Here is a 17977-nt window from a genome sequence, read left to right as displayed (position 1 = left end):
GAGCGTCACTTGAGCACCGGAGCGTCGACGGCGTCGGACAGCCACTGCTTCTCCAGCTTCGCCAGCGTGCCGTCCTTGCGCAGGGCGTCCACGGCCGACGTCACGCAGGACGTGAGGTCGCTGCCCTTGTCGAGGACGAGCCCGAACTGCTCGGGCGTGCCGCCCCGGTTCTCGAACTGGCCCACGATCTTGGCGTTGGTGACCTGGGCCGCGGTGACGTAGAACGCGGTCGGCAGGTCGGTGACGATGGCGTCCACCTGGCCGTTCTTCAGTGCGGAGATGGCCTGGTCGTTCTTGGAGTACGCGGCCGCCTCCTGCGAGGGCTTCACCACGTCGCCGATGTAGTTGAGGCTCGTGGTGCCGACCTGGGCGCCCAGCTTGAGGCCCTTCAGGTCCGCGATGCTCGTCGCCTTCGCGGCCTTCGAACCCTTCAGCGCGATGACGGCCTGGCGTACGTCGTAGTAGCCGGAGGAGAAGTCCACGGCCTTCTTGCGCTCATCGCTGATGGACACCTGGTTGATGTCGAAGTCGAACGTCTTCACGCCGGGTGCGAAGGCCTTGTTGAAGGGCACCTGCTGCCAGACGACGGCGCTCTTGTCGTAGCCGAGCTGATTCGCCACGGCGTAGGCGACCGCCGACTCGAAGCCCTTGCCGTTGGCGGGCTTGTCGTCCTTGAACCACGGCTCGTAGGCGGGCTCGTCGGTGGCGATGGTGAGCTTGCCGGACGTCTGGGTGGCCAGTTTGCCCTTGGCGCAGGTCTTCGAGGCCGAACCGGACGGTGTGGCAGCCGCCTTGTCCTCCGGCTGCGGAGCGCAGCCGACAGCGGTGGCGAGCAGGCCTATGGTTGCCGCGGCGACGGCGCGGCGCAGTGCGCGAGGGGCGAGGTGCATGGCGGGAGAGTGGCAGTCCAGCGTCCCGTTTGTCGAGGTCACGACGGGAATTGTCCGCATAGTGGGAACGAGTGTTGCGACTATGTGAACAGTTCCAGAGGGAACGCCGGGGCCGCCGGTCGAGGGCGGGGATCGAAAGACCGGCGGCCCATACCGCGCAGGAGCCGTCATCCTGTGCGGGGCTGCTTCCAGTTGACTGCGCAACAAGGTGTGCGGGGAGCGCGCGCAGGACTTCGGCTCGTGTGAATGGTTCACACGGGGCACGTGCGTCAAGTCGGCGCGGGTGTAGAGGGTGTTCACGCCGGAGCGGGCGCCGAGGGCGCGGGCCACGGCCCTTCGCACGATGGCGGGTGCGCGGCCGGGACGTGACGCATCTGCCGCTCTGTGCGCTGTAGGGCATGACTCCCATGGGTCATGGCCCGTCCTCTCGAGGCGGCAAGCGGGCCGAGGCGTACAGGGGCGGTCAGGTCATGGCACCTGACCGCCCCTGTGTGCCGTTCGGCGTTCTCACCACCCGCGCGCGTGCCACTCCGGCAGATGCGGCCGCTCCGCGCCCAGCGTCGTGTCGTTGCCGTGCCCGGGGTAGACCCAGGTCTCGTCCGGCAGCACGTCGAAGATCTTCGACTCGACGTCGTCGATCAGACTGGCGAACGCCTTCGGATCCTTACGGGTGTTGCCGACGCCGCCCGGGAAGAGGCAGTCCCCCGTGAAGACATGGGGATGCCCGTGCGGGTCGTCGTAGACGAGGGCGATCGAGCCCGGCGTGTGCCCGACCAGGTGGCGCGCGGTGAGCTCCACGCGCCCCACCCGGATGGTGTCGCCGTCGTCGACGAGGACATCGGTCGGCACCGGGATGCCGACGGCGTCCTCCCGGCCCGCGTACGTACGGGCGCCGGTGGCCGCGACGACCTGGGCGAGCGCCTGCCAGTGGTCGCCGTGCTGATGGGTGGTGACGACGGAGGCGATGCCGTCGTCACCGATCATGCCGAGCAGTGTGTCCGCGTCATTGGCCGCGTCGATCAGCAACTGCTCATCGGTGGCCCGGCAGCGCAGCAGATAGGCGTTGTTGTCCATCGGGCCGACCGCGATCTTGGTGATCATCAGGTCCTTCAGCTCGTGCACATCCGCCGGGCCGCCGACCGTCACCTGTCCGCTGTACGTCATGGCGGCAGCCTATAGCGGGGAGCAGGCCGGGAGCCCCCGCCATGGGCCGCGCGGTCACAACGGGGGGAGCGTCGGCAACGGGCCGCCCTGCACGGTGAGTCCGGAGCCGTCGCGCCGCCCGGCCAGCCAGCCGAGCAGCTCGGGCGCCGGGCCCGAGACGGTGACCTCCGGCTCCGTCGCCTCCCGGCCCGTCCGCCACGCGCGCGTGCCGTCCGTCAACTGCGCAGGGGGCACATCGGGGAGCCCGGAGAAGCGCGCGGCGAGGAAATCGATCTCCCGCTCCGAGAACTCCGCCGGCACATCCTCCAGCTCGTACCCGATACCGAGGTCCACATGGTGCAGCTCCACCTCGGCCCATCGGCGGAACGGCACCCTGGACGCCGAGTCGGTGACCCCGTTGCGCAGCTCCACCGTGCGTGACCAGTCCGCCGGCACGGCTCCCGCCTCCTGGAAGCGGGCCGCGCTGTCGCGCAGGTCGGTGAGCTGGACGTGGAGGGGGCGCGGGGCGTCCCGCTCGATGTCGGCGTCGCGGGCCTCCCCGGACGGATACATGGGACGGCCCTCCAGGACGTTCACGAGGGCGTCCGCGTTGCGGGCGAGGTGGGCGAGGACGTGGCCGCGGCTCCAGCCGGGGAGCCGTGACGGCTCGGCCACCGACGCGTTGTCCAGCTTGGCGGCTGCGGTGAGCAGCCGGTCCGTTGCGTCACGTACAGACGCCAGGTCATGACCGTGATCAATCATGGTGCTGACCCTAGCCCCGCCACACCTTTGGGTGAAGGTGGTGAAGCCGTGCCGTAAATCGAATGCGCGTGCTATATGGTCGAGCGTGGCGTCGGGCATGCTGGAGAGCCGGGGATTGTTATGCAACCCGGGAATCCGACCGGCGTTGTCAGTGGCTCCCCCTAGTCTGAGAAAGCACGGGGGCCTCGCCCCTGTCACTCCTCTCAAGCCAAGAAAGGTGCGGACCGGCGTGGCCGACCGTCTCATCGTCCGTGGCGCGCGCGAGCACAACCTCAAGAATGTCTCGCTCGACCTGCCGCGCGACTCGCTCATCGTCTTCACGGGCCTGTCGGGGTCGGGCAAGTCCTCGCTGGCCTTCGACACCATCTTCGCCGAGGGCCAGCGGCGCTATGTGGAGTCGCTCTCCTCGTACGCCCGCCAGTTCCTCGGCCAGATGGACAAGCCGGACGTCGACTTCATCGAAGGTCTGTCCCCGGCCGTCTCCATCGACCAGAAGTCGACCTCGCGCAACCCGCGCTCGACGGTCGGCACCATCACCGAGGTCTACGACTACCTGCGTCTGCTCTTCGCGCGCATCGGCAAGCCGCACTGCCCCGAGTGCGGCCGCCCGATCTCGCGCCAGTCGCCGCAGGCCATCGTCGACAAGGTCCTGGAGCTGCCGGAGGGGAGCCGCTTCCAGGTGCTGTCGCCGCTGGTGCGCGAGCGCAAGGGGGAGTTCGTCGATCTCTTCGCCGATCTCCAGACCAAGGGCTACTCCCGCGCGCGTGTGGACGGCGAGACCATCCAGCTCTCCAGCCCGCCCACGCTGAAGAAGCAGGAGAAGCACACCATCGAGGTGGTCGTCGACCGCCTCACGGTGAAGGACTCCGCCAAGCGCCGCCTCACCGACTCCGTGGAGACCGCCCTCGGTCTGTCCGGTGGCATGGTCGTGCTCGACTTCGTCGACCTCCCCGAGGACGACCCCGAGCGTGAGCGCATGTACTCGGAGCACCTGTACTGCGCGTACGACGACCTGTCCTTCGAGGAGCTGGAGCCGCGCTCCTTCTCCTTCAACTCGCCCTTCGGCGCCTGCCCCGAGTGCACCGGCATCGGCACGCGCATGGAGGTCGACCCCGAGCTGATCGTCCCGGACGAGGACAAGTCCCTCGACGAGGGCGCCATCCACCCCTGGTCGCACGGCCACACCAAGGACTACTTCGGCCGCCTGATCGGCGCCCTGGCGGACGCCCTGGGATTCAGGACCGACATCCCCTTCGCGGGTCTGCCGCAGCGCGCCAAGAAGGCCCTGCTGTACGGCCACAAGACGCAGATCGAGGTCCGCTACCGCAACCGGTACGGGCGCGAGCGCGTCTACACCACGCCCTTCGAAGGTGCCGTCCCCTTCGTCAAGCGCCGGCACAGCGAGTCCGAGAGCGACGCCAGCCGCGAGCGCTTCGAGGGCTATATGCGCGAGGTGCCCTGCCCCACCTGTCAGGGCACCCGCCTGAAGCCGATCGTCCTCGCGGTCACGATCATGGGGAAGTCGATCGCCGAGGTCTCCGGCATGTCCATCAGCGACTGCGCCGACTTCCTGGGCGAGCTGAAGCTCAACGCCCGCGACAAGAAGATCGCCGAGCGTGTGCTGAAGGAGGTCAACGAGCGGCTGCGGTTCCTGGTCGACGTCGGCCTGGACTACCTCTCGCTGAACCGCGCGGCCGGCACTCTCTCCGGCGGCGAGGCCCAGCGCATCCGCCTGGCCACCCAGATCGGCTCCGGCCTCGTCGGTGTCCTGTACGTCCTGGACGAGCCGTCCATCGGCCTGCACCAGCGCGACAACCACCGCCTGATCGAGACCCTGGTCAGACTCCGCGACATGGGCAACACGCTCATCGTCGTCGAGCACGACGAGGACACCATCAAGGTCGCCGACTGGGTCGTCGACATCGGCCCCGGCGCGGGCGAGCACGGCGGCAAGGTCGTGCACAGCGGCTCCCTGAAGGACCTGCTCACCAACGCCGAGTCCATGACCGGCCAGTACCTGGCCGGCAAGAAGGCGATCCCGCTCCCCGACATCCGCCGCCCGCAGGACCCCTCCCGCAGGCTCACGGTGCACGGCGCCCGCGAGAACAACCTCCAGGACATCGACGTCTCGTTCCCGCTGGGCGTGTTCACCGCGGTCACGGGCGTGTCCGGCTCCGGCAAGTCGACGCTGGTCAACGACATCCTGTACACGCACCTGGCCCGCGAGCTGAACGGCGCGAGGAGCGTTCCCGGGCGGCACACGCGCGTGGACGGCGACGACCTCGTCGACAAGGTCGTGCATGTCGACCAGTCGCCCATCGGCCGCACCCCGCGCTCCAACCCGGCCACGTACACCGGCGTCTTCGACCACATCCGCAAGCTGTTCGCCGAGACCACCGAGGCGAAGGTCCGCGGCTACATGCCCGGCCGCTTCTCCTTCAACGTCAAGGGCGGCCGCTGCGAGAACTGCGCCGGCGACGGCACGATCAAGATCGAGATGAACTTCCTCCCGGACGTGTACGTCCCGTGCGAGGTCTGCCACGGTGCCCGCTACAACCGGGAGACCCTGGAGGTCCACTACAAGGGCAAGTCCATCGCCGAGGTCCTGAACATGCCCATCGAAGAAGCCATGAACTTCTTCGAGGCGGTCCCGGCGATCAACCGTCACCTCAAGACGCTGAACGACGTCGGTCTCGGCTACGTCCGGCTCGGCCAGTCCGCCACCACCCTGTCCGGCGGCGAGGCACAGCGTGTGAAGCTCGCCAGCGAGCTGCAGAAGCGCTCCACCGGCCGCACGGTCTACGTCCTGGACGAGCCGACCACCGGTCTGCACTTCGAGGACATCAGCAAGCTGCTGACGGTGCTGGCCGGCCTGGTCGACAAGGGCAACACGGTCATCGTCATCGAGCACAACCTCGACGTGATCAAGACCGCCGACTGGATCGTCGACATGGGTCCCGAGGGCGGCGCGGGCGGCGGACTCGTCGTCGCCGAGGGCACGCCCGAGGAGGTCGCCGGGATCCCGGCCAGCCACACCGGCAAGTTCCTGCGGGAGATCCTCGGCGCCGACCGGATCAGCGACGCCAGCTCGGTACCGGCCCCGCGCAAGACCGCGGCCAGGAAGACGGTCGCGGCCGGGGCGACGGCGAAGAAGACGGCGTCGGCCCGGACTGCCAACAACACGGCCACGAAGAAGGCGGCCGCGGTCACCAAGAAGGCCACGCCCGCGAAGAAGACGACGCGGGCACGAAAGGCCTGAACAGCCCGAACGGACAGAGAACGGTGCGGCGCCCCGCGGGAGAACTTCTCGCGGGGCGCCGCCCGTCGAGGCCGGGCTGCCGGACCGGCCCAGGAGAGAAACCGGCCCCCTACACCTCGCCCACTTCGTACGCATACGGCGGCTCCGCGCCCGCCCGGGAGCAGGTGATCGCGGCTGCCCGCGCCGCGAAGCGCAGCAGCCTGGTCCAGCCGTCGGCGCCCAGTCCCAGGAGCGCCTCACAGGACAGGGCGTCCTGGGCGGCCAGCCCGTGCAGCAGGGCCGCGTTCACCGTGTCGCCGGCGCCGATGGTGTCGACGACGTCGACCTTCTCACCCGGTACGGGGTGCACGGCCCCGTCCCGGGTGAAGGCGCTGAGCCCGTCGCCGCCATGAGTGATCACCACAGCCGCGGGTCCGGCGGCCAGCCACTCCCGCGGGGAGCCGCCCAGCCACAGGGCGTCCTCCTCGGAGAGCTTGAGCAGCGACACCGAGGGCAGCCAGCTCCGAAAACGCGCCCGGTAGGCGTCAGGGTCGGGAATCAGGCCCGCCCGGATGTTGGGGTCGAGCGCGGTGAAGACACCCTGCGCGGCCGCGGTCCGCAGCAGGGCCTCGTAGGCCGTCGCGCCGGGCTCCAGGACGAGCGAGCAGGTGCCGAAGGACACCGCGCGCGTCTCGGCGGGGAGCGCCTCGGGCGCCGCGAACAGCCGGTCGGCGGTGCCCTCGACGTAGAAGGAGTAGGCGGCGGACCCGTTGCCGTCGATCGTGGCGACCGCGAGGGTGGTCGGCTCCGCACCGCGCTGCACGGCCGAGACGTCCACGCCCGCTGCCCGGAGTCCGTCGAGCAGCGCCTCGCCGTAGGCGTCGCGGGAGGTACGGGAGCAGAACGCCGTGGGGGAGCCGAGACGGCCGAGGGCCACGGCCGTGTTGTACGGGCCGCCGCCGAGCGCCGGTTTCAGGCCCGCGAGGGCACCCGTGCCCTGCGGTACCAGGTCGATCAGAGCCTCACCGGCGACGACGATCACGAGGCGGTTCCTTTCTCGCACTTGCCGAACTTCTCGGGCTGCTTGAATTTCTCGGCTGTTCGGGGTGTTCGGACCGCACCGGCCCCTGCGGACAGCCGCACGAGGTCCGGTGGATGAAGGTGCAGGGGAGCCGCAGGGTGCGGGCGGGGCGGTCCGGGGAGGCGAGGCGTTCCAGGAGCACCTGGACCGCCTGGGCGCCGATCTCCCGGCTGGGCTGGGCGACGGCGGTCAGCCGGGGCGAGAACAGGTCGGCCCAGGCGAAGTCGTCGAAGCAGCACAGCGCCATGTCCTCGGGCACGGACAGACCGCGGTCGCGCAGGGCGCGCAGAGCACCGATGGTCATCGCGTTGTTGGCGGTGACGAGTGCGGTGGGCGGGGCGGCAAGGGAGAGGAGGGCGGTGGTGGCGCGCTCGGCCTCGGCGGACTCGGAGTTGCCGTGCACCAGGAGGCGTTCGTCGTGGGGGAGCCCGGAGGCGGCGAGGCCGTGGCGGTATCCGGCGACGCGTTCGCGGGTGGTGCTGAGCCCGGGCCGGCCTGCGACCAGGGCGATCCGGCGGTGGCCGAGCTCGGCGAGATGGGTGACCAGCCGGGCGGTCGGCTCGACACTCTCGGCGCAGACCTGGTCGTAGGCGGGTGCGCCGTCGGCCGGGGTACCGACGAGCCGGTCGAGGAAGACGGCCGGCACGCCGTGGCGGCCGAGGTAGGCGAGGAGGTCGCCCGGGGTCGCCGAAGGGGCGACGATCATGCCGTCGACCCGGCGTTCATGCAGCAGCTGGACGACCTTGAGCTCATGCTCCGGGTCGTCGTGCGGATCGGCGATGAGCAGGCTGTAGCCGTGTTCCAGGGCGGCGGCCTCGACGCCCTGGAGGATCTCCGTGAAGTACGGGTTGCTGATCGCCGACACCGCGAGCCCGATGGACCGGGTGCGCGAGGTCACCAGGGACCGGGCGAGGGTGTTCGGGGTGTAGCCGAGCCTCTCGACGGCGTCCAGGACGGCCTGGCGGGTGTGGGGGAGGACGGGCCTGGTGCCGTTCAGCACGTGCGAGACGGTCGCCACGGAGACCCCGGCGCTTCGAGCGACGTCGGCCATGGTCGCCATCGCGTCCCCCTTCCCGGGCCCGGCCCCTTTCGACGGCACGGTGTGCCTTCCGGCCGGGACGGTATCCCATCGAAGGCCCCGCGTAAACGCTTGCGCAAACGTTTACGTCCCTTGACGGCGGAGAAGTGTGCCGATCTGCCCGGACCGTCGGACAGAGCTCACTCCCAGTCCCACCCGATGCCGACGATCCCCGTTCGCACCCGGGGCTCGACGAGATGGACCGAGCGGTGGCGGCCGCTGAGGGGCAGCTCCTGGCGGCCGCTGCGCGGGGCCGCCGGCGAGTGCTGGGCGAAGCGGTGGCAGCGGGAGGGCAGGGCATGCTCGTCGAAGTGCACCTGGAGCGCGTACTGCCCGCCCGCCGGCCCGAAGCCGCGGATGTACTCGCGGGACACGCCGGCGGTGCCGTCCTCGACGCCGTAGCGGAAGAGGAAGGTGTCCCCGGCCCGCAGGCGGGTGTCGAACAGGAGCTCGGCCGCGAGCACGCCGGTGTCGTGGTGCACGCGCACGCGTCCCGTGCGGCAGTTCTCCAGCGCGTGCACCCGCATGCGTTCCGGTGCGCAGCCCGGGTCGCCGTGGTGGACGGCCACGAAGCGGTCGACGCCGTCCTTGTGGGCGCGCACTATGTGATGGGACTCGCGCCCCGCCAGTTCGCGGTGGGCGCCGATGCGTACCCGCTCGTGGTGCCCCAGGGTGTGCAGGCCCCCGTCCAGGGGCGTGCCCAGCTCGGCCAGCAGCCGCTCCAGGACGCCCGACGCCTCCACCAAGGAGCGATAGGAACGGCCCGCGTGCCGCCCAGCGCACGAGGGTTCGTCGCTCTCGGCGAGCAGCCGGATCAGGGACTCCTCCGGCAGCTGGAGGATCTCCTCCAGCGCGCGTACGGCCCGCAGGGACTCGGGGCGCTGCGGGCGTCGGGCACCCTGCTGCCAGTAACTCAGGCTCGTCACACCGACCTTGACCCCGTAGCGCGACAGATGGTGCTGCACACGCTGCAGCGGCAGTCCGCGGGCGGCGATCGCGGCACGCAGTGCGACGTGGAAGGGGCCGCCCCGCAGGGCCGAGTCCAGTTCCGCGGTGGCGACGGCGGCGACGTCCGCGTGCTGTGTGGCGTGCGGCATGCAGGGGCCTTTCTGTGAATGCTCGCTACGGCTGGTCGGGCCGGGTTTGTGCGTGTCGTCGGGGCCACCCCGTCGGCGCCGTGGAGTCTTCACATCCGTACGCCGTCGTTCCCGGTCCCGAGTTCCCCCGCATTGAAGCGTGTTGACCTAGTCCCGACAACACCTGAGACCCAACAGCAGTGCACTCCTGGCCGAGACACGATCGGTGACCTCAAGTCGGCGCGCCGTTCCCGCCGTTGCCGAGCACCTTTCCGGTGGGACGGGCGAGTGGCACCGCACGACTCCCGGCACCGGCTCGCGCCCGGGCACGGTACGCAGGCCGTGGTTCACCGAGGGTGACGTTCCCCGAGTCCCGGGTGCCCGCCCGGCGGCGTTGTCCACAGCCCCGCCGCACTGTCAGCCCCCGCCAGTAGGGTGTGAGACATGGCCGATCCCTCCAGCTACCGCCCCAAGCCGGGACAGATCCCGGACTCCCCAGGGGTGTACAGGTTCCGTGACGAGCACCGCCGGGTGATCTACGTCGGGAAGGCGAAGAGCCTGCGCCAGCGCCTGGCGAACTACTTCCAGGACCTGGCCGGACTCCACCCCCGCACCCGCACCATGGTCACCACTGCCGCGTCCGTGGAGTGGACCGTGGTGTCCACGGAGGTCGAGGCCCTGCAGCTGGAGTACTCCTGGATCAAGGAGTTCGACCCCCGGTTCAACGTCAAGTACCGCGACGACAAGAGCTACCCGTACCTCGCGGTGACGATGAACGAGGAGTTCCCGCGCGTCCAGGTGATGCGCGGCCACAAGCGCAAGGGTGTGCGCTACTTCGGGCCGTACGGGCACGCCTGGGCGATCCGCGACACCGTGGACCTCCTGCTGCGCGTCTTCCCGGTGCGCACCTGCTCGGCGGGTGTCTTCAAGAACGCCGCCCGCACCGGACGCCCCTGTCTGCTCGGGTACATCGGCAAGTGCTCCGCCCCCTGCGTCGAGCGCGTCTCCGCCGAGGAACACCGCGAACTGGCGGAGGAGTTCTGCGACTTCATGGCCGGCCGTACGGGGACGTACCTCCGCCGCCTGGAGAAGCAGATGACCGAGGCGGCCGAAGAGATGGAGTACGAGCGGGCGGCCCGCCTGCGCGACGACATCGAGGCCCTGAAGAAGGCCATGGAGAAGAACGCGGTCGTGCTCGCCGACGCGACCGACGCCGACCTGATCGCGGTCGCCGAGGACGAGCTGGAGGCAGCGGTCCAGATCTTCCACGTACGCGGTGGACGGGTGCGCGGCCAGCGCGGCTGGGTCACCGACAAGGTCGAGGAGATCACCACCGGCGCCCTGGTCGAACACGCCCTGCAGCAACTGTACGGCGAGGAGAAGGGCGACTCCGTCCCCAAGGAGGTCCTCGTCCCCGCCCTGCCCGACCCGGTCGAGCCCGTCCAGGAGTGGCTCGCCGAGCGCCGCGGCTCCGCGGTCTCGCTGCGCATCCCCCAGCGCGGCGACAAGAAGGCCCTGATGGAGACGGTGGAGCGCAATGCCCAGCAGGCGCTCGTGCTGCACAAGACCAAGCGCGCCTCCGACCTGACCACGCGCTCGCGCGCCCTGGAGGAGATCGCCGAGGCGCTCGACCTGGACAGCGCCCCCCTCCGAATCGAGTGCTACGACATCTCGCACCTCCAGGGCGACGACGTGGTGGCCTCCATGGTCGTCTTCGAGGACGGCCTGCAGCGCAAGAGCGAGTACCGCCGCTTCCAGATCAAGGGCTTCGAGGGGCAGGACGACGTCCGCTCCATGCACGAGGTGATCACCCGCCGCTTCAAGCGGTACATCGCCGAGAAGGAGAAGACGGGGGAGTGGGCCGACGGCGAGAACGCACTCACCGAGGAGGACGGCCGCCCCAAGAAGTTCGCCTACCCGCCCCAGCTCGTCGTCGTCGACGGCGGGCAGCCGCAGGTCGCGGCGGCCAAGAAAGCCCTCGACGAGCTGGGTGTCGACGACGTCGCCGTGTGCGGCCTCGCCAAGCGCCTGGAGGAGGTGTGGCTGCCGGACGACGACGACCCCGTGGTCCTGCCCCGGACCAGCGAGGGCCTCTACCTGCTGCAGCGCGTCCGTGACGAGGCCCACCGCTTCGCGATCACCTACCAGCGCACCAAGCGGGCCAAGCGCTTCAGGTCGAGCCCCCTGGACGACGTGCCGGGACTCGGGGACACACGCAAGCAGGCACTGCTGAAACATTTCGGTTCGCTGAAGAAACTACGATCCGCCACCATCGACCAGATCTGCGAGGTGCCCGGCATAGGCCGCAAGACGGCCGAGACCATCGCCGTGGCCCTCGCCCAGGCGGCCCCGGCCGCGCCCGCCGTGAATACGGCGACTGGAGAGATCATGGAGGAGGAACCCGGAACAATGGGTTCCAGCGGGCAGTCCGTAACCATGGGCGCCCCGGACGAACGACGGGGGCAGGAGACATGAATGTGAACGAGCACGACGGGCAAGAAAGCCAGGCCGGAGACGGAGCACAGGTGAGTACGGGCAACGACACACCCGGGTCGGTCCCCGAGGCGGCCATCCCGGAGCTGGTGATCATCTCGGGCATGTCCGGTGCGGGCAGGTCGACCGCCGCCAAGTGTCTGGAGGACCTCGGCTGGTTCGTCGTCGACAACCTGCCGCCCGCGCTGATCCCCACCATGGTGGAGCTCGGCGCCCGCTCGCAGGGCAACGTCGCCAGGATCGCGGTCGTCGTCGACGTCCGCGGCCGCCGTTTCTTCGACAACCTCCGCGAGTCCCTCGCCGACCTGGAGGCCAAGAACGTCACCCGGCGGATCGTCTTCCTGGAGTCCTCCGACGACGCCCTGGTGCGCCGCTTCGAGTCGGTGCGCCGCCCGCACCCCCTCCAGGGCGACGGCCGGATCGTCGACGGCATCGCCGCCGAGCGCGAGCTGCTGCGCGAGCTGCGCGGCGACGCCGACCTGGTGATCGACACCTCCAGCCTGAACGTGCACGAGCTGCGCGCCAAGATGGACGCCCAGTTCGCCGGCGAGGAGGAGCCGGAGCTGCGGGCCACCGTCATGTCCTTCGGCTTCAAGTACGGCCTCCCGGTCGACGCCGACCTGGTCGCGGACATGCGCTTCCTGCCCAACCCGCACTGGGTCCCCGAGCTGCGCCCCTTCACGGGCCTCAACGAGGAGGTGTCGGCGTACGTCTTCAACCAGCCCGGCGCCAAGGAGTTCATCGACCGGTACGCCGAACTGCTGAGGCTCATCGCGGCCGGATACCGCCGCGAGGGCAAGCGGTACGTGACGATCGCCATCGGCTGCACGGGAGGCAAGCACCGCTCGGTCGCCACGTCGGAGAAACTCGCCGCGCGCCTCGCGGCCGAGGGTGTGGAGACGGTGGTCGTGCACCGGGACATGGGACGCGAATGACGGAACGTTCTTCGCGGCTGGGCAGGCTGCGCCGGGTGGTGCCCGAGTCCCGCGCGGGCCGGCCCGTCGAGGCCCGCGGCGCCCGGCCGCGCCGTCGCGGTGCCCAGCCCAAGGTGGTCGCCCTCGGCGGCGGCATGGGCCTGTCCGCCTCGCTCGCCGCACTGCGCCGGATCACCGGCGACCTCACCGCCGTCGTCACCGTGGCCGACGACGGAGGCTCCAGCGGCCGGCTGCGCGACGAGCTGGGGGTGCTGCCGCCCGGCGACCTGCGCAAGGCGCTGGCCGCGCTGTGCGGCGACGACGACTGGGGACAGACCTGGGCCCGCGTCATCCAGCACCGCTTCCAGTCCAAGGGCGACCTGCACGAACACGCGGTCGGCAACCTCCTGATCGTCGCCCTCTGGGAGCAGCTCGGCGACCACGTGCAGGCCCTCGACCTGGTCGGCAAGCTGCTCGGCGCGCACGGGCGCGTGCTGCCCATGTCCGCCGTGCCCCTGGAGCTGCAGGCGCTGGTCAAGGGGCACGACCCGGAGCGGCCCGAGGACGTCGACACCGTGCGGGGACAGGCGACCGTGGCGCTCACGCCGGGCGAGGTGCAGTCCGTGCACCTCGTGCCGCACGACCCGCCCGCCGTCCCCGAGGCCGTCGAGGCGGTCCTGGACGCCGACTGGGTCGTTCTCGGCCCCGGCTCCTGGTTCTCCTCGGTCATCCCGCACCTGCTCGTTCCCGAACTCCTGGACGCCCTCACCGAGACGAAGGCGCGCCGGGTACTCTCGCTGAACCTCGCCCCGCAGCCCGGAGAAACCGAAGGCTTCTCCCCGCAGCGTCATTTGGAGGTTTTGGGACGACACGCCCCTAAACTCGCCCTGGACGTGGTGCTGGCCGACGAGGCCGCCGTGCCTGACCGTGACGTGCTCACCGAGGCCGCCAAGCGGTTCGGTGCCGCGGTCGAGCTGGCGCCGGTGGCCCGGAGGGACGGAACTCCGCGGCATGACCCGGAGCTGCTGGCCGCCGCGTACGACCGTATTTTTCGGATGCATGGAAGGATCGGCCCATGGCGATGACGGCAGCGGTGAAGGATGAGATCTCCCGGCTCCCCGTCACCCGGACCTGCTGCAGAAAGGCGGAGGTCTCCGCCATTCTGCGGTTCGCCGGCGGCCTCCACCTGGTCAGCGGGCGCATCGTGATCGAAGCGGAGCTGGACACCGCGATGGCGGCGCGGCGCCTGAAGCGGGACATCCTGGAGATCTTCGGTCACAGCTCCGAACTGATCGTGATGGCGCCGGGTGGACTGCGCCGCGGTTCGCGCTACGTCGTCAGGGTGGTCGCCGGCGGTGACCAGCTCGCCCGCCAGACCGGCCTGGTCGACGGCCGCGGCCGTCCGATCCGCGGTCTCCCCCCGCAGGTGGTCTCGGGGGCCACCTGCGATGCGGAGGCCGCTTGGCGCGGCGCCTTCCTGGCGCACGGCTCGCTGACCGAGCCCGGCCGCTCCTCCTCCCTGGAGGTGACCTGCCCCGGCCCGGAGGCCGCACTCGCCCTGGTCGGCGCCGCCCGCCGGCTGTCGATCGCCGCGAAGGCGCGTGAGGTGCGCGGTGTGGACCGCGTGGTCGTCCGCGACGGCGACGCGATCGGCGCCCTGCTCACCCGTCTCGGCGCGCACGAGTCGGTGCTGGCCTGGGAGGAGCGCCGGATGCGCCGCGAGGTGCGGGCCACGGCCAACCGTCTCGCCAACTTCGACGACGCCAACCTGCGCCGCTCCGCGCGCGCGGCCGTCGCCGCCGGCGCCCGCGTGCAGCGCGCTCTGGAGATCCTCGGTGACGAGGTCCCCGAGCACCTCGCGGCCGCCGGGCGCCTGCGCATGGAGCACAAGCAGGCCTCGCTGGAGGAGCTGGGCGCGCTCGCCGACCCGCCGCTGACCAAGGACGCCGTCGCGGGCCGTATCCGCCGACTCCTGGCGATGGCCGACAAGCGCGCCTCCGACCTCGGCATCCCGGGCACGGAGTCCAGCATCACCGAGGAGATGGCCGACAACCTGGTCGGCTGACCCCGCGCAGGAACATCTGAAGATCGCTCAACATGCCGGTGCCGGCGCCCCTTTGGGACGTCGGCACCGGCATGTGGCTGTCCGTGAGGCGCCCTTGACTCGATCATGAAGTGTCATGAGCCTGGCAACAGTTCGCTGCTGTGGCGGACCATTGCTAGGGGGGTTCATGAGACACAGAGCGAGATCGATCCTCGCTGTCGGCGCGCTCCTGCTCGGCGGCGCGAGCCTCGCACCCATCGCCCAGGCGCAGAACGGAAGTTCGCAGGGATCCGACCCGGGCGAGGTCAAGGTCTACCGCGCCGATGTCACCGCCAAGCAGGTACCCCTGCTGCTGGCGGCCGGGCAGGACGGCAACGAACTCGGCGAGCAGGTCCCGGAGAAGGGCACCGCCTCGGTCGAGGTCTATCTCACCGGCCAACAGGCCCAGAAGCTGGAGAAGCAGGGCGTAGCCCTCACCGAGCACACGCTTTCGGCCAAGGCGGAGAAACGCGTGGACGCCGCCGCCCAGGGCGTCTTCCGCCCGTACGGCGGAAGCGGCGGTCTCAAGGAGGAGATCGTCCGGACCGGGCAGGAGAACCCCGGCCTCACCAAGGTCGTCTCCATCGGCAAGACCGTCAACGGACAGGACATCCTCGCCCTCAAACTGACCAAGGGCGCGAAGAAGTCCAAGGACGGCTCGAAACCCTCCGTCCTCTACATGTCCAACCAGCACGCGCGCGAGTGGATCACGCCGGAGATGACCCGCCGGCTGATGCACTACTACCTGGACCACTACAAGACCGACCAGCGCATCAAGAAGATCGTCGATTCCACCGAGCTGTGGTTCGTGATCTCGGCCAACCCCGACGGCTACGACTACACCTTCAAGAACTCCGAGACCCGCCTGTGGCGCAAGAACCTGCGGGACGTCAACGGCGACGGTGTCATATCCACCGGTGACGGCGTCGACCTCAACCGCAACTTCGCCTACAAGTGGGGCTACGACGACGAGGGTTCGTCCCCCAACCCCACCAGCGAGACCTACCGCGGCGCGAGCCCCGCCTCCGAGCCCGAGACCAGGGCGCTGGACGCCTTCGAGAAGCGCATCGGCTTCGCGTACGCCATCAACTACCACTCCGCCGCCGAACTCCTCCTCTACGGCGTCGGCTGGCAGGTCGCCACCCCGACCCCCGACGACGTGGTCTACAAGGCCCTCGCCGGTTCGCCGGACAACTCCGCGATCCCCGGCTACCGCCCCCAGGTCTCCTCCGAGCTGTACACCACCAACGGGGAGGCGGACGGACACGCGGGGAACGTCAACGGCATGTCGATGTTCACCCCGGAGATGTCGACGTGCCAGACCGCGTCGAACATCGACCCCAACGACCAGTGGAAGGCGGCCGACTGCCAGTCCGTCTTCAACTTCCCGGACGACGAGAAGCTGATCCAGCAGGAGTTCGAGAAGAACATCCCGTTCGCGCTGTCGGTCGCCGAGACCGCCCCGCACCCCGACACCCCGTCCTCCTCGCTCGGTCTGACCGCCGCCGACTTCACCCCGGCGAAGTTCTCGACGTCGTACTCGCGCGGCGCGGACCAGGAGGTCTCCGTCGTCGTACGCAAGGCCGTGCGTGACAAGGAGCTCAAGTACCGCGTCAACGGCGGCCGTACCCAGGACCAGGGGCTCAGGGCCTGGAAGGGCGGCGAGACCTACGGCGGGGACGACAACCTGCACTTCGACGAGTACCGGGCCAAGGTCAAGGACGGCGACCCGGGCGACAAGGTCGAGGTGTGGTTCACCGGCCGGGCCAGGAACGGCAAGAAGGTCTCCAGCGAGCACTTCACCTACACGGTCGCCCAGCGGCCCAAGGCCGACACGCTCGTCGTCGCCGAGGAAGGTGCCGCCGCCACGCAGGCGCAGACGTACGTGGACGCGCTGAAGGCGAACGGCCGCAAGGCGATCGTCTGGGACGTCGCCACCCAGGGCGCACCCGACGCGCTCGGCGTGCTGAAGCACTTCAAGACCGTCGTCCACTACACCGGGGCGAGTGTCCCGGGCAATGCCACCCAGCTCCAGCTGCGTGCCTACCTCAACGAGGGCGGCAAGCTGATCGAGGCGGGCGAGCAGGCGGGCGGCAGCGTCGACCTCGGCGGCGGCACCCTGTCGAACGACTTCAGCCAGTACTACCTGGGTGCCTACTCCCGTACGTCGACCCCCGGAGCCACCGGCTTCGCCGGCTCCGGCAAGCTCGACGGCTTCAGCGGGGCGCTCGGCGCCGCCACCGGCAACCCGCTCGACAAGGCGGGCACCTACAGCGTCACCTCCGACTCGCTGCCCGCCGACAAGTACCCCCAGTTCGCCAGCGCGGGCGCGGGGCAGTTCGCCGGGACCGTCAACCCGTACGGGCCGTACGCCGGCTCCTTCATGGCGGCCGCCGTTCACACCGACGACGCGTACAAGCGCCTCACCCGCACCATCGACCTCACCGGTGTCACCGCGGCCCAGCAGCCCACCCTGCGCGGCCAGTTGCTGTGGGACACCGAGCCCGGCTACGACCACGTGATCGTCGAGGCCCACACCACCGGCGCCGACGACTGGACGACTCTCCCGGAGAGGGGCGGCGCGACCAAGCAGACCGTGCCGAGCGAGTGCGGGGCGGGCTTCCTGGTGAACGAGCACCCGTGGCTCAAGCACTACCTGACCATCGCCGACAACAACTGCACCGCAACCGGCACAAGCGGTTCCTGGAACAGTCTCACCGGCGCCTCCAACGGCTGGGAGCAGGTCAACTTCGACCTGAGCGCGTACGCCGGCAAGTCCGTGGAGGTCTCCATCAGCTACGTCACCGACCCGGGTACCGGCGGGCACGGCGTCCTCGCCGACGACGCCTCCCTCGTGGTCGGCGGCACCGCGACCCAGACCGAGGGCTTCGAGACGTCGCTCGGCGCCTGGAACGTGCCCGGACCGCCCGCGGGCAGCCCCGCCGTCCTCAAGGACTGGACGCGCACCGGAGCCCTGTTCAGGACATACGGAGCGATCACCACCGACCGGACCGTGCTGCTGGGCTTCGGCCTGGAGCACGTCACCGCGGCGGCCGACCGCAACACCCTCATGAAGAAGGCCCTCGCGGCCCTGGAAGGGTGAATGCCCTGGTCAACGATGACTAGCTCACCGTAGTCAAAAAGAGTGATCGGTCTTCCGGGCCGGGCGGTCCGTACCCCTACTGGCGGGTACGGACCGCCTGCCCATGTATGGGGCGT

At 70.1% G+C, this 17977-nt stretch carries 12 protein-coding genes; 6 read left to right on the top strand and 6 right to left on the bottom strand.

The genetic code is table 11. The annotated features are described in order from the left end of the window. Positions 1-5 precede the first annotated feature (5 nt). The 3 genes from ACWDAG_RS09245 to ACWDAG_RS09235 form a co-directional block, all read right to left on the bottom strand. Positions 6-890, bottom strand: coding sequence for an ABC transporter substrate-binding protein (locus tag ACWDAG_RS09245; protein WP_450695192.1), 885 nt, complete (start codon positions 888-890; stop codon positions 6-8). A gap of 507 nt (positions 891-1397) precedes the next feature. Then, positions 1398-2054 carry an MBL fold metallo-hydrolase gene (locus ACWDAG_RS09240; RefSeq protein WP_450694971.1) on the bottom strand — a complete coding sequence of 219 codons (657 nt, stop codon included), beginning with the start codon at positions 2052-2054 and terminating at the stop codon, positions 1398-1400. Positions 2055-2108: 54 nt separating this feature from the next. Then, complete coding sequence (locus tag ACWDAG_RS09235) at positions 2109-2795, bottom strand: maleylpyruvate isomerase family mycothiol-dependent enzyme (protein WP_450694970.1); 687 nt, start codon at positions 2793-2795, stop codon at positions 2109-2111. A gap of 229 nt (positions 2796-3024) precedes the next feature. On the opposite strand from ACWDAG_RS09235, the gene uvrA reads away from it, so the two are divergent. Continuing rightward, positions 3025-6054: an excinuclease ABC subunit UvrA gene (gene uvrA, locus ACWDAG_RS09230; RefSeq protein ID WP_450694969.1), complete on the top strand. Its 3030-nt coding sequence runs from the start codon at positions 3025-3027 to the stop codon at positions 6052-6054. Between the two features lie 109 nt (positions 6055-6163). Here the strand turns inward: uvrA and ACWDAG_RS09225 are convergent, their stop codons facing one another. The 3 genes from ACWDAG_RS09225 to ACWDAG_RS09215 form a co-directional block, all read right to left on the bottom strand. Further along, on the bottom strand, positions 6164-7075 hold the full coding sequence (locus ACWDAG_RS09225) for a carbohydrate kinase family protein (RefSeq protein ID WP_450694968.1): 912 nt from the start codon (positions 7073-7075) through the stop codon (positions 6164-6166). Then, complete coding sequence (locus tag ACWDAG_RS09220) at positions 7056-8174, bottom strand: LacI family DNA-binding transcriptional regulator (RefSeq protein ID WP_450694967.1); 1119 nt, start codon at positions 8172-8174, stop codon at positions 7056-7058. The genes ACWDAG_RS09225 and ACWDAG_RS09220 overlap by 20 nt, the downstream gene beginning before the upstream one ends. A gap of 158 nt (positions 8175-8332) precedes the next feature. Then, complete coding sequence (locus tag ACWDAG_RS09215; protein WP_450694966.1) at positions 8333-9289, bottom strand: hypothetical protein; 957 nt, start codon at positions 9287-9289, stop codon at positions 8333-8335. A 423-nt stretch (positions 9290-9712) separates the two neighbouring features. Here ACWDAG_RS09215 and uvrC point away from each other — a divergent pair, with 423 nt between their 5' ends. From uvrC to ACWDAG_RS09190, 5 genes are all read left to right on the top strand, one after another. Next, complete coding sequence (gene uvrC, locus ACWDAG_RS09210) at positions 9713-11743, top strand: excinuclease ABC subunit UvrC (RefSeq protein ID WP_450694965.1); 2031 nt, start codon at positions 9713-9715, stop codon at positions 11741-11743. Beyond that, positions 11740-12696 carry an RNase adapter RapZ gene (gene rapZ, locus ACWDAG_RS09205; protein WP_450694964.1) on the top strand — a complete coding sequence of 319 codons (957 nt, stop codon included), beginning with the start codon at positions 11740-11742 and terminating at the stop codon, positions 12694-12696. Before uvrC ends, rapZ begins: the two co-directional genes overlap by 4 nt. Next, positions 12693-13760 carry a gluconeogenesis factor YvcK family protein gene (locus ACWDAG_RS09200; protein ID WP_450694963.1) on the top strand — a complete coding sequence of 356 codons (1068 nt, stop codon included), beginning with the start codon at positions 12693-12695 and terminating at the stop codon, positions 13758-13760. Before rapZ ends, ACWDAG_RS09200 begins: the two co-directional genes overlap by 4 nt. Next, positions 13751-14740, top strand: coding sequence for a DNA-binding protein WhiA (whiA, locus tag ACWDAG_RS09195; protein ID WP_030933313.1), 990 nt, complete (start codon positions 13751-13753; stop codon positions 14738-14740). Before ACWDAG_RS09200 ends, whiA begins: the two co-directional genes overlap by 10 nt. 166 nt (positions 14741-14906) lie before the next feature. Continuing rightward, positions 14907-17861: a M14 family zinc carboxypeptidase gene (locus ACWDAG_RS09190; protein ID WP_450694962.1), complete on the top strand. Its 2955-nt coding sequence runs from the start codon at positions 14907-14909 to the stop codon at positions 17859-17861. The last annotated feature ends 116 nt before the right edge of the window (positions 17862-17977 follow it).

The sequence above is a fragment of the Streptomyces sp. NPDC001157 genome (assembly GCF_053598255.1).
This window is presented reverse-complemented; position numbering and strand designations above follow the sequence as displayed.

What these genes read in the sequence shown, in the direction of transcription:
- ACWDAG_RS09215 (WP_450694966.1), bottom strand. Translation starts at nt 9,289, where the DNA reads ATGCCGCACGCCACACAGCACGCGGACGTCGCCGCCGTCGCCACCGCG.
- ACWDAG_RS09200 (WP_450694963.1), top strand. Translation starts at nt 12,693, where the DNA reads ATGACGGAACGTTCTTCGCGGCTGGGCAGGCTGCGCCGGGTGGTGCCC.
- whiA (WP_030933313.1), top strand. Translation starts at nt 13,751, where the DNA reads ATGGCGATGACGGCAGCGGTGAAGGATGAGATCTCCCGGCTCCCCGTC.
- ACWDAG_RS09220 (WP_450694967.1), bottom strand. Translation starts at nt 8,174, where the DNA reads ATGGCGACCATGGCCGACGTCGCTCGAAGCGCCGGGGTCTCCGTGGCG.
- ACWDAG_RS09235 (WP_450694970.1), bottom strand. Translation starts at nt 2,795, where the DNA reads ATGATTGATCACGGTCATGACCTGGCGTCTGTACGTGACGCAACGGAC.
- rapZ (WP_450694964.1), top strand. Translation starts at nt 11,740, where the DNA reads ATGAATGTGAACGAGCACGACGGGCAAGAAAGCCAGGCCGGAGACGGA.
- ACWDAG_RS09240 (WP_450694971.1), bottom strand. Translation starts at nt 2,054, where the DNA reads ATGACGTACAGCGGACAGGTGACGGTCGGCGGCCCGGCGGATGTGCAC.
- ACWDAG_RS09190 (WP_450694962.1), top strand. Translation starts at nt 14,907, where the DNA reads ATGAGACACAGAGCGAGATCGATCCTCGCTGTCGGCGCGCTCCTGCTC.
- ACWDAG_RS09245 (WP_450695192.1), bottom strand. Translation starts at nt 890, where the DNA reads ATGCACCTCGCCCCTCGCGCACTGCGCCGCGCCGTCGCCGCGGCAACC.
- uvrC (WP_450694965.1), top strand. Translation starts at nt 9,713, where the DNA reads ATGGCCGATCCCTCCAGCTACCGCCCCAAGCCGGGACAGATCCCGGAC.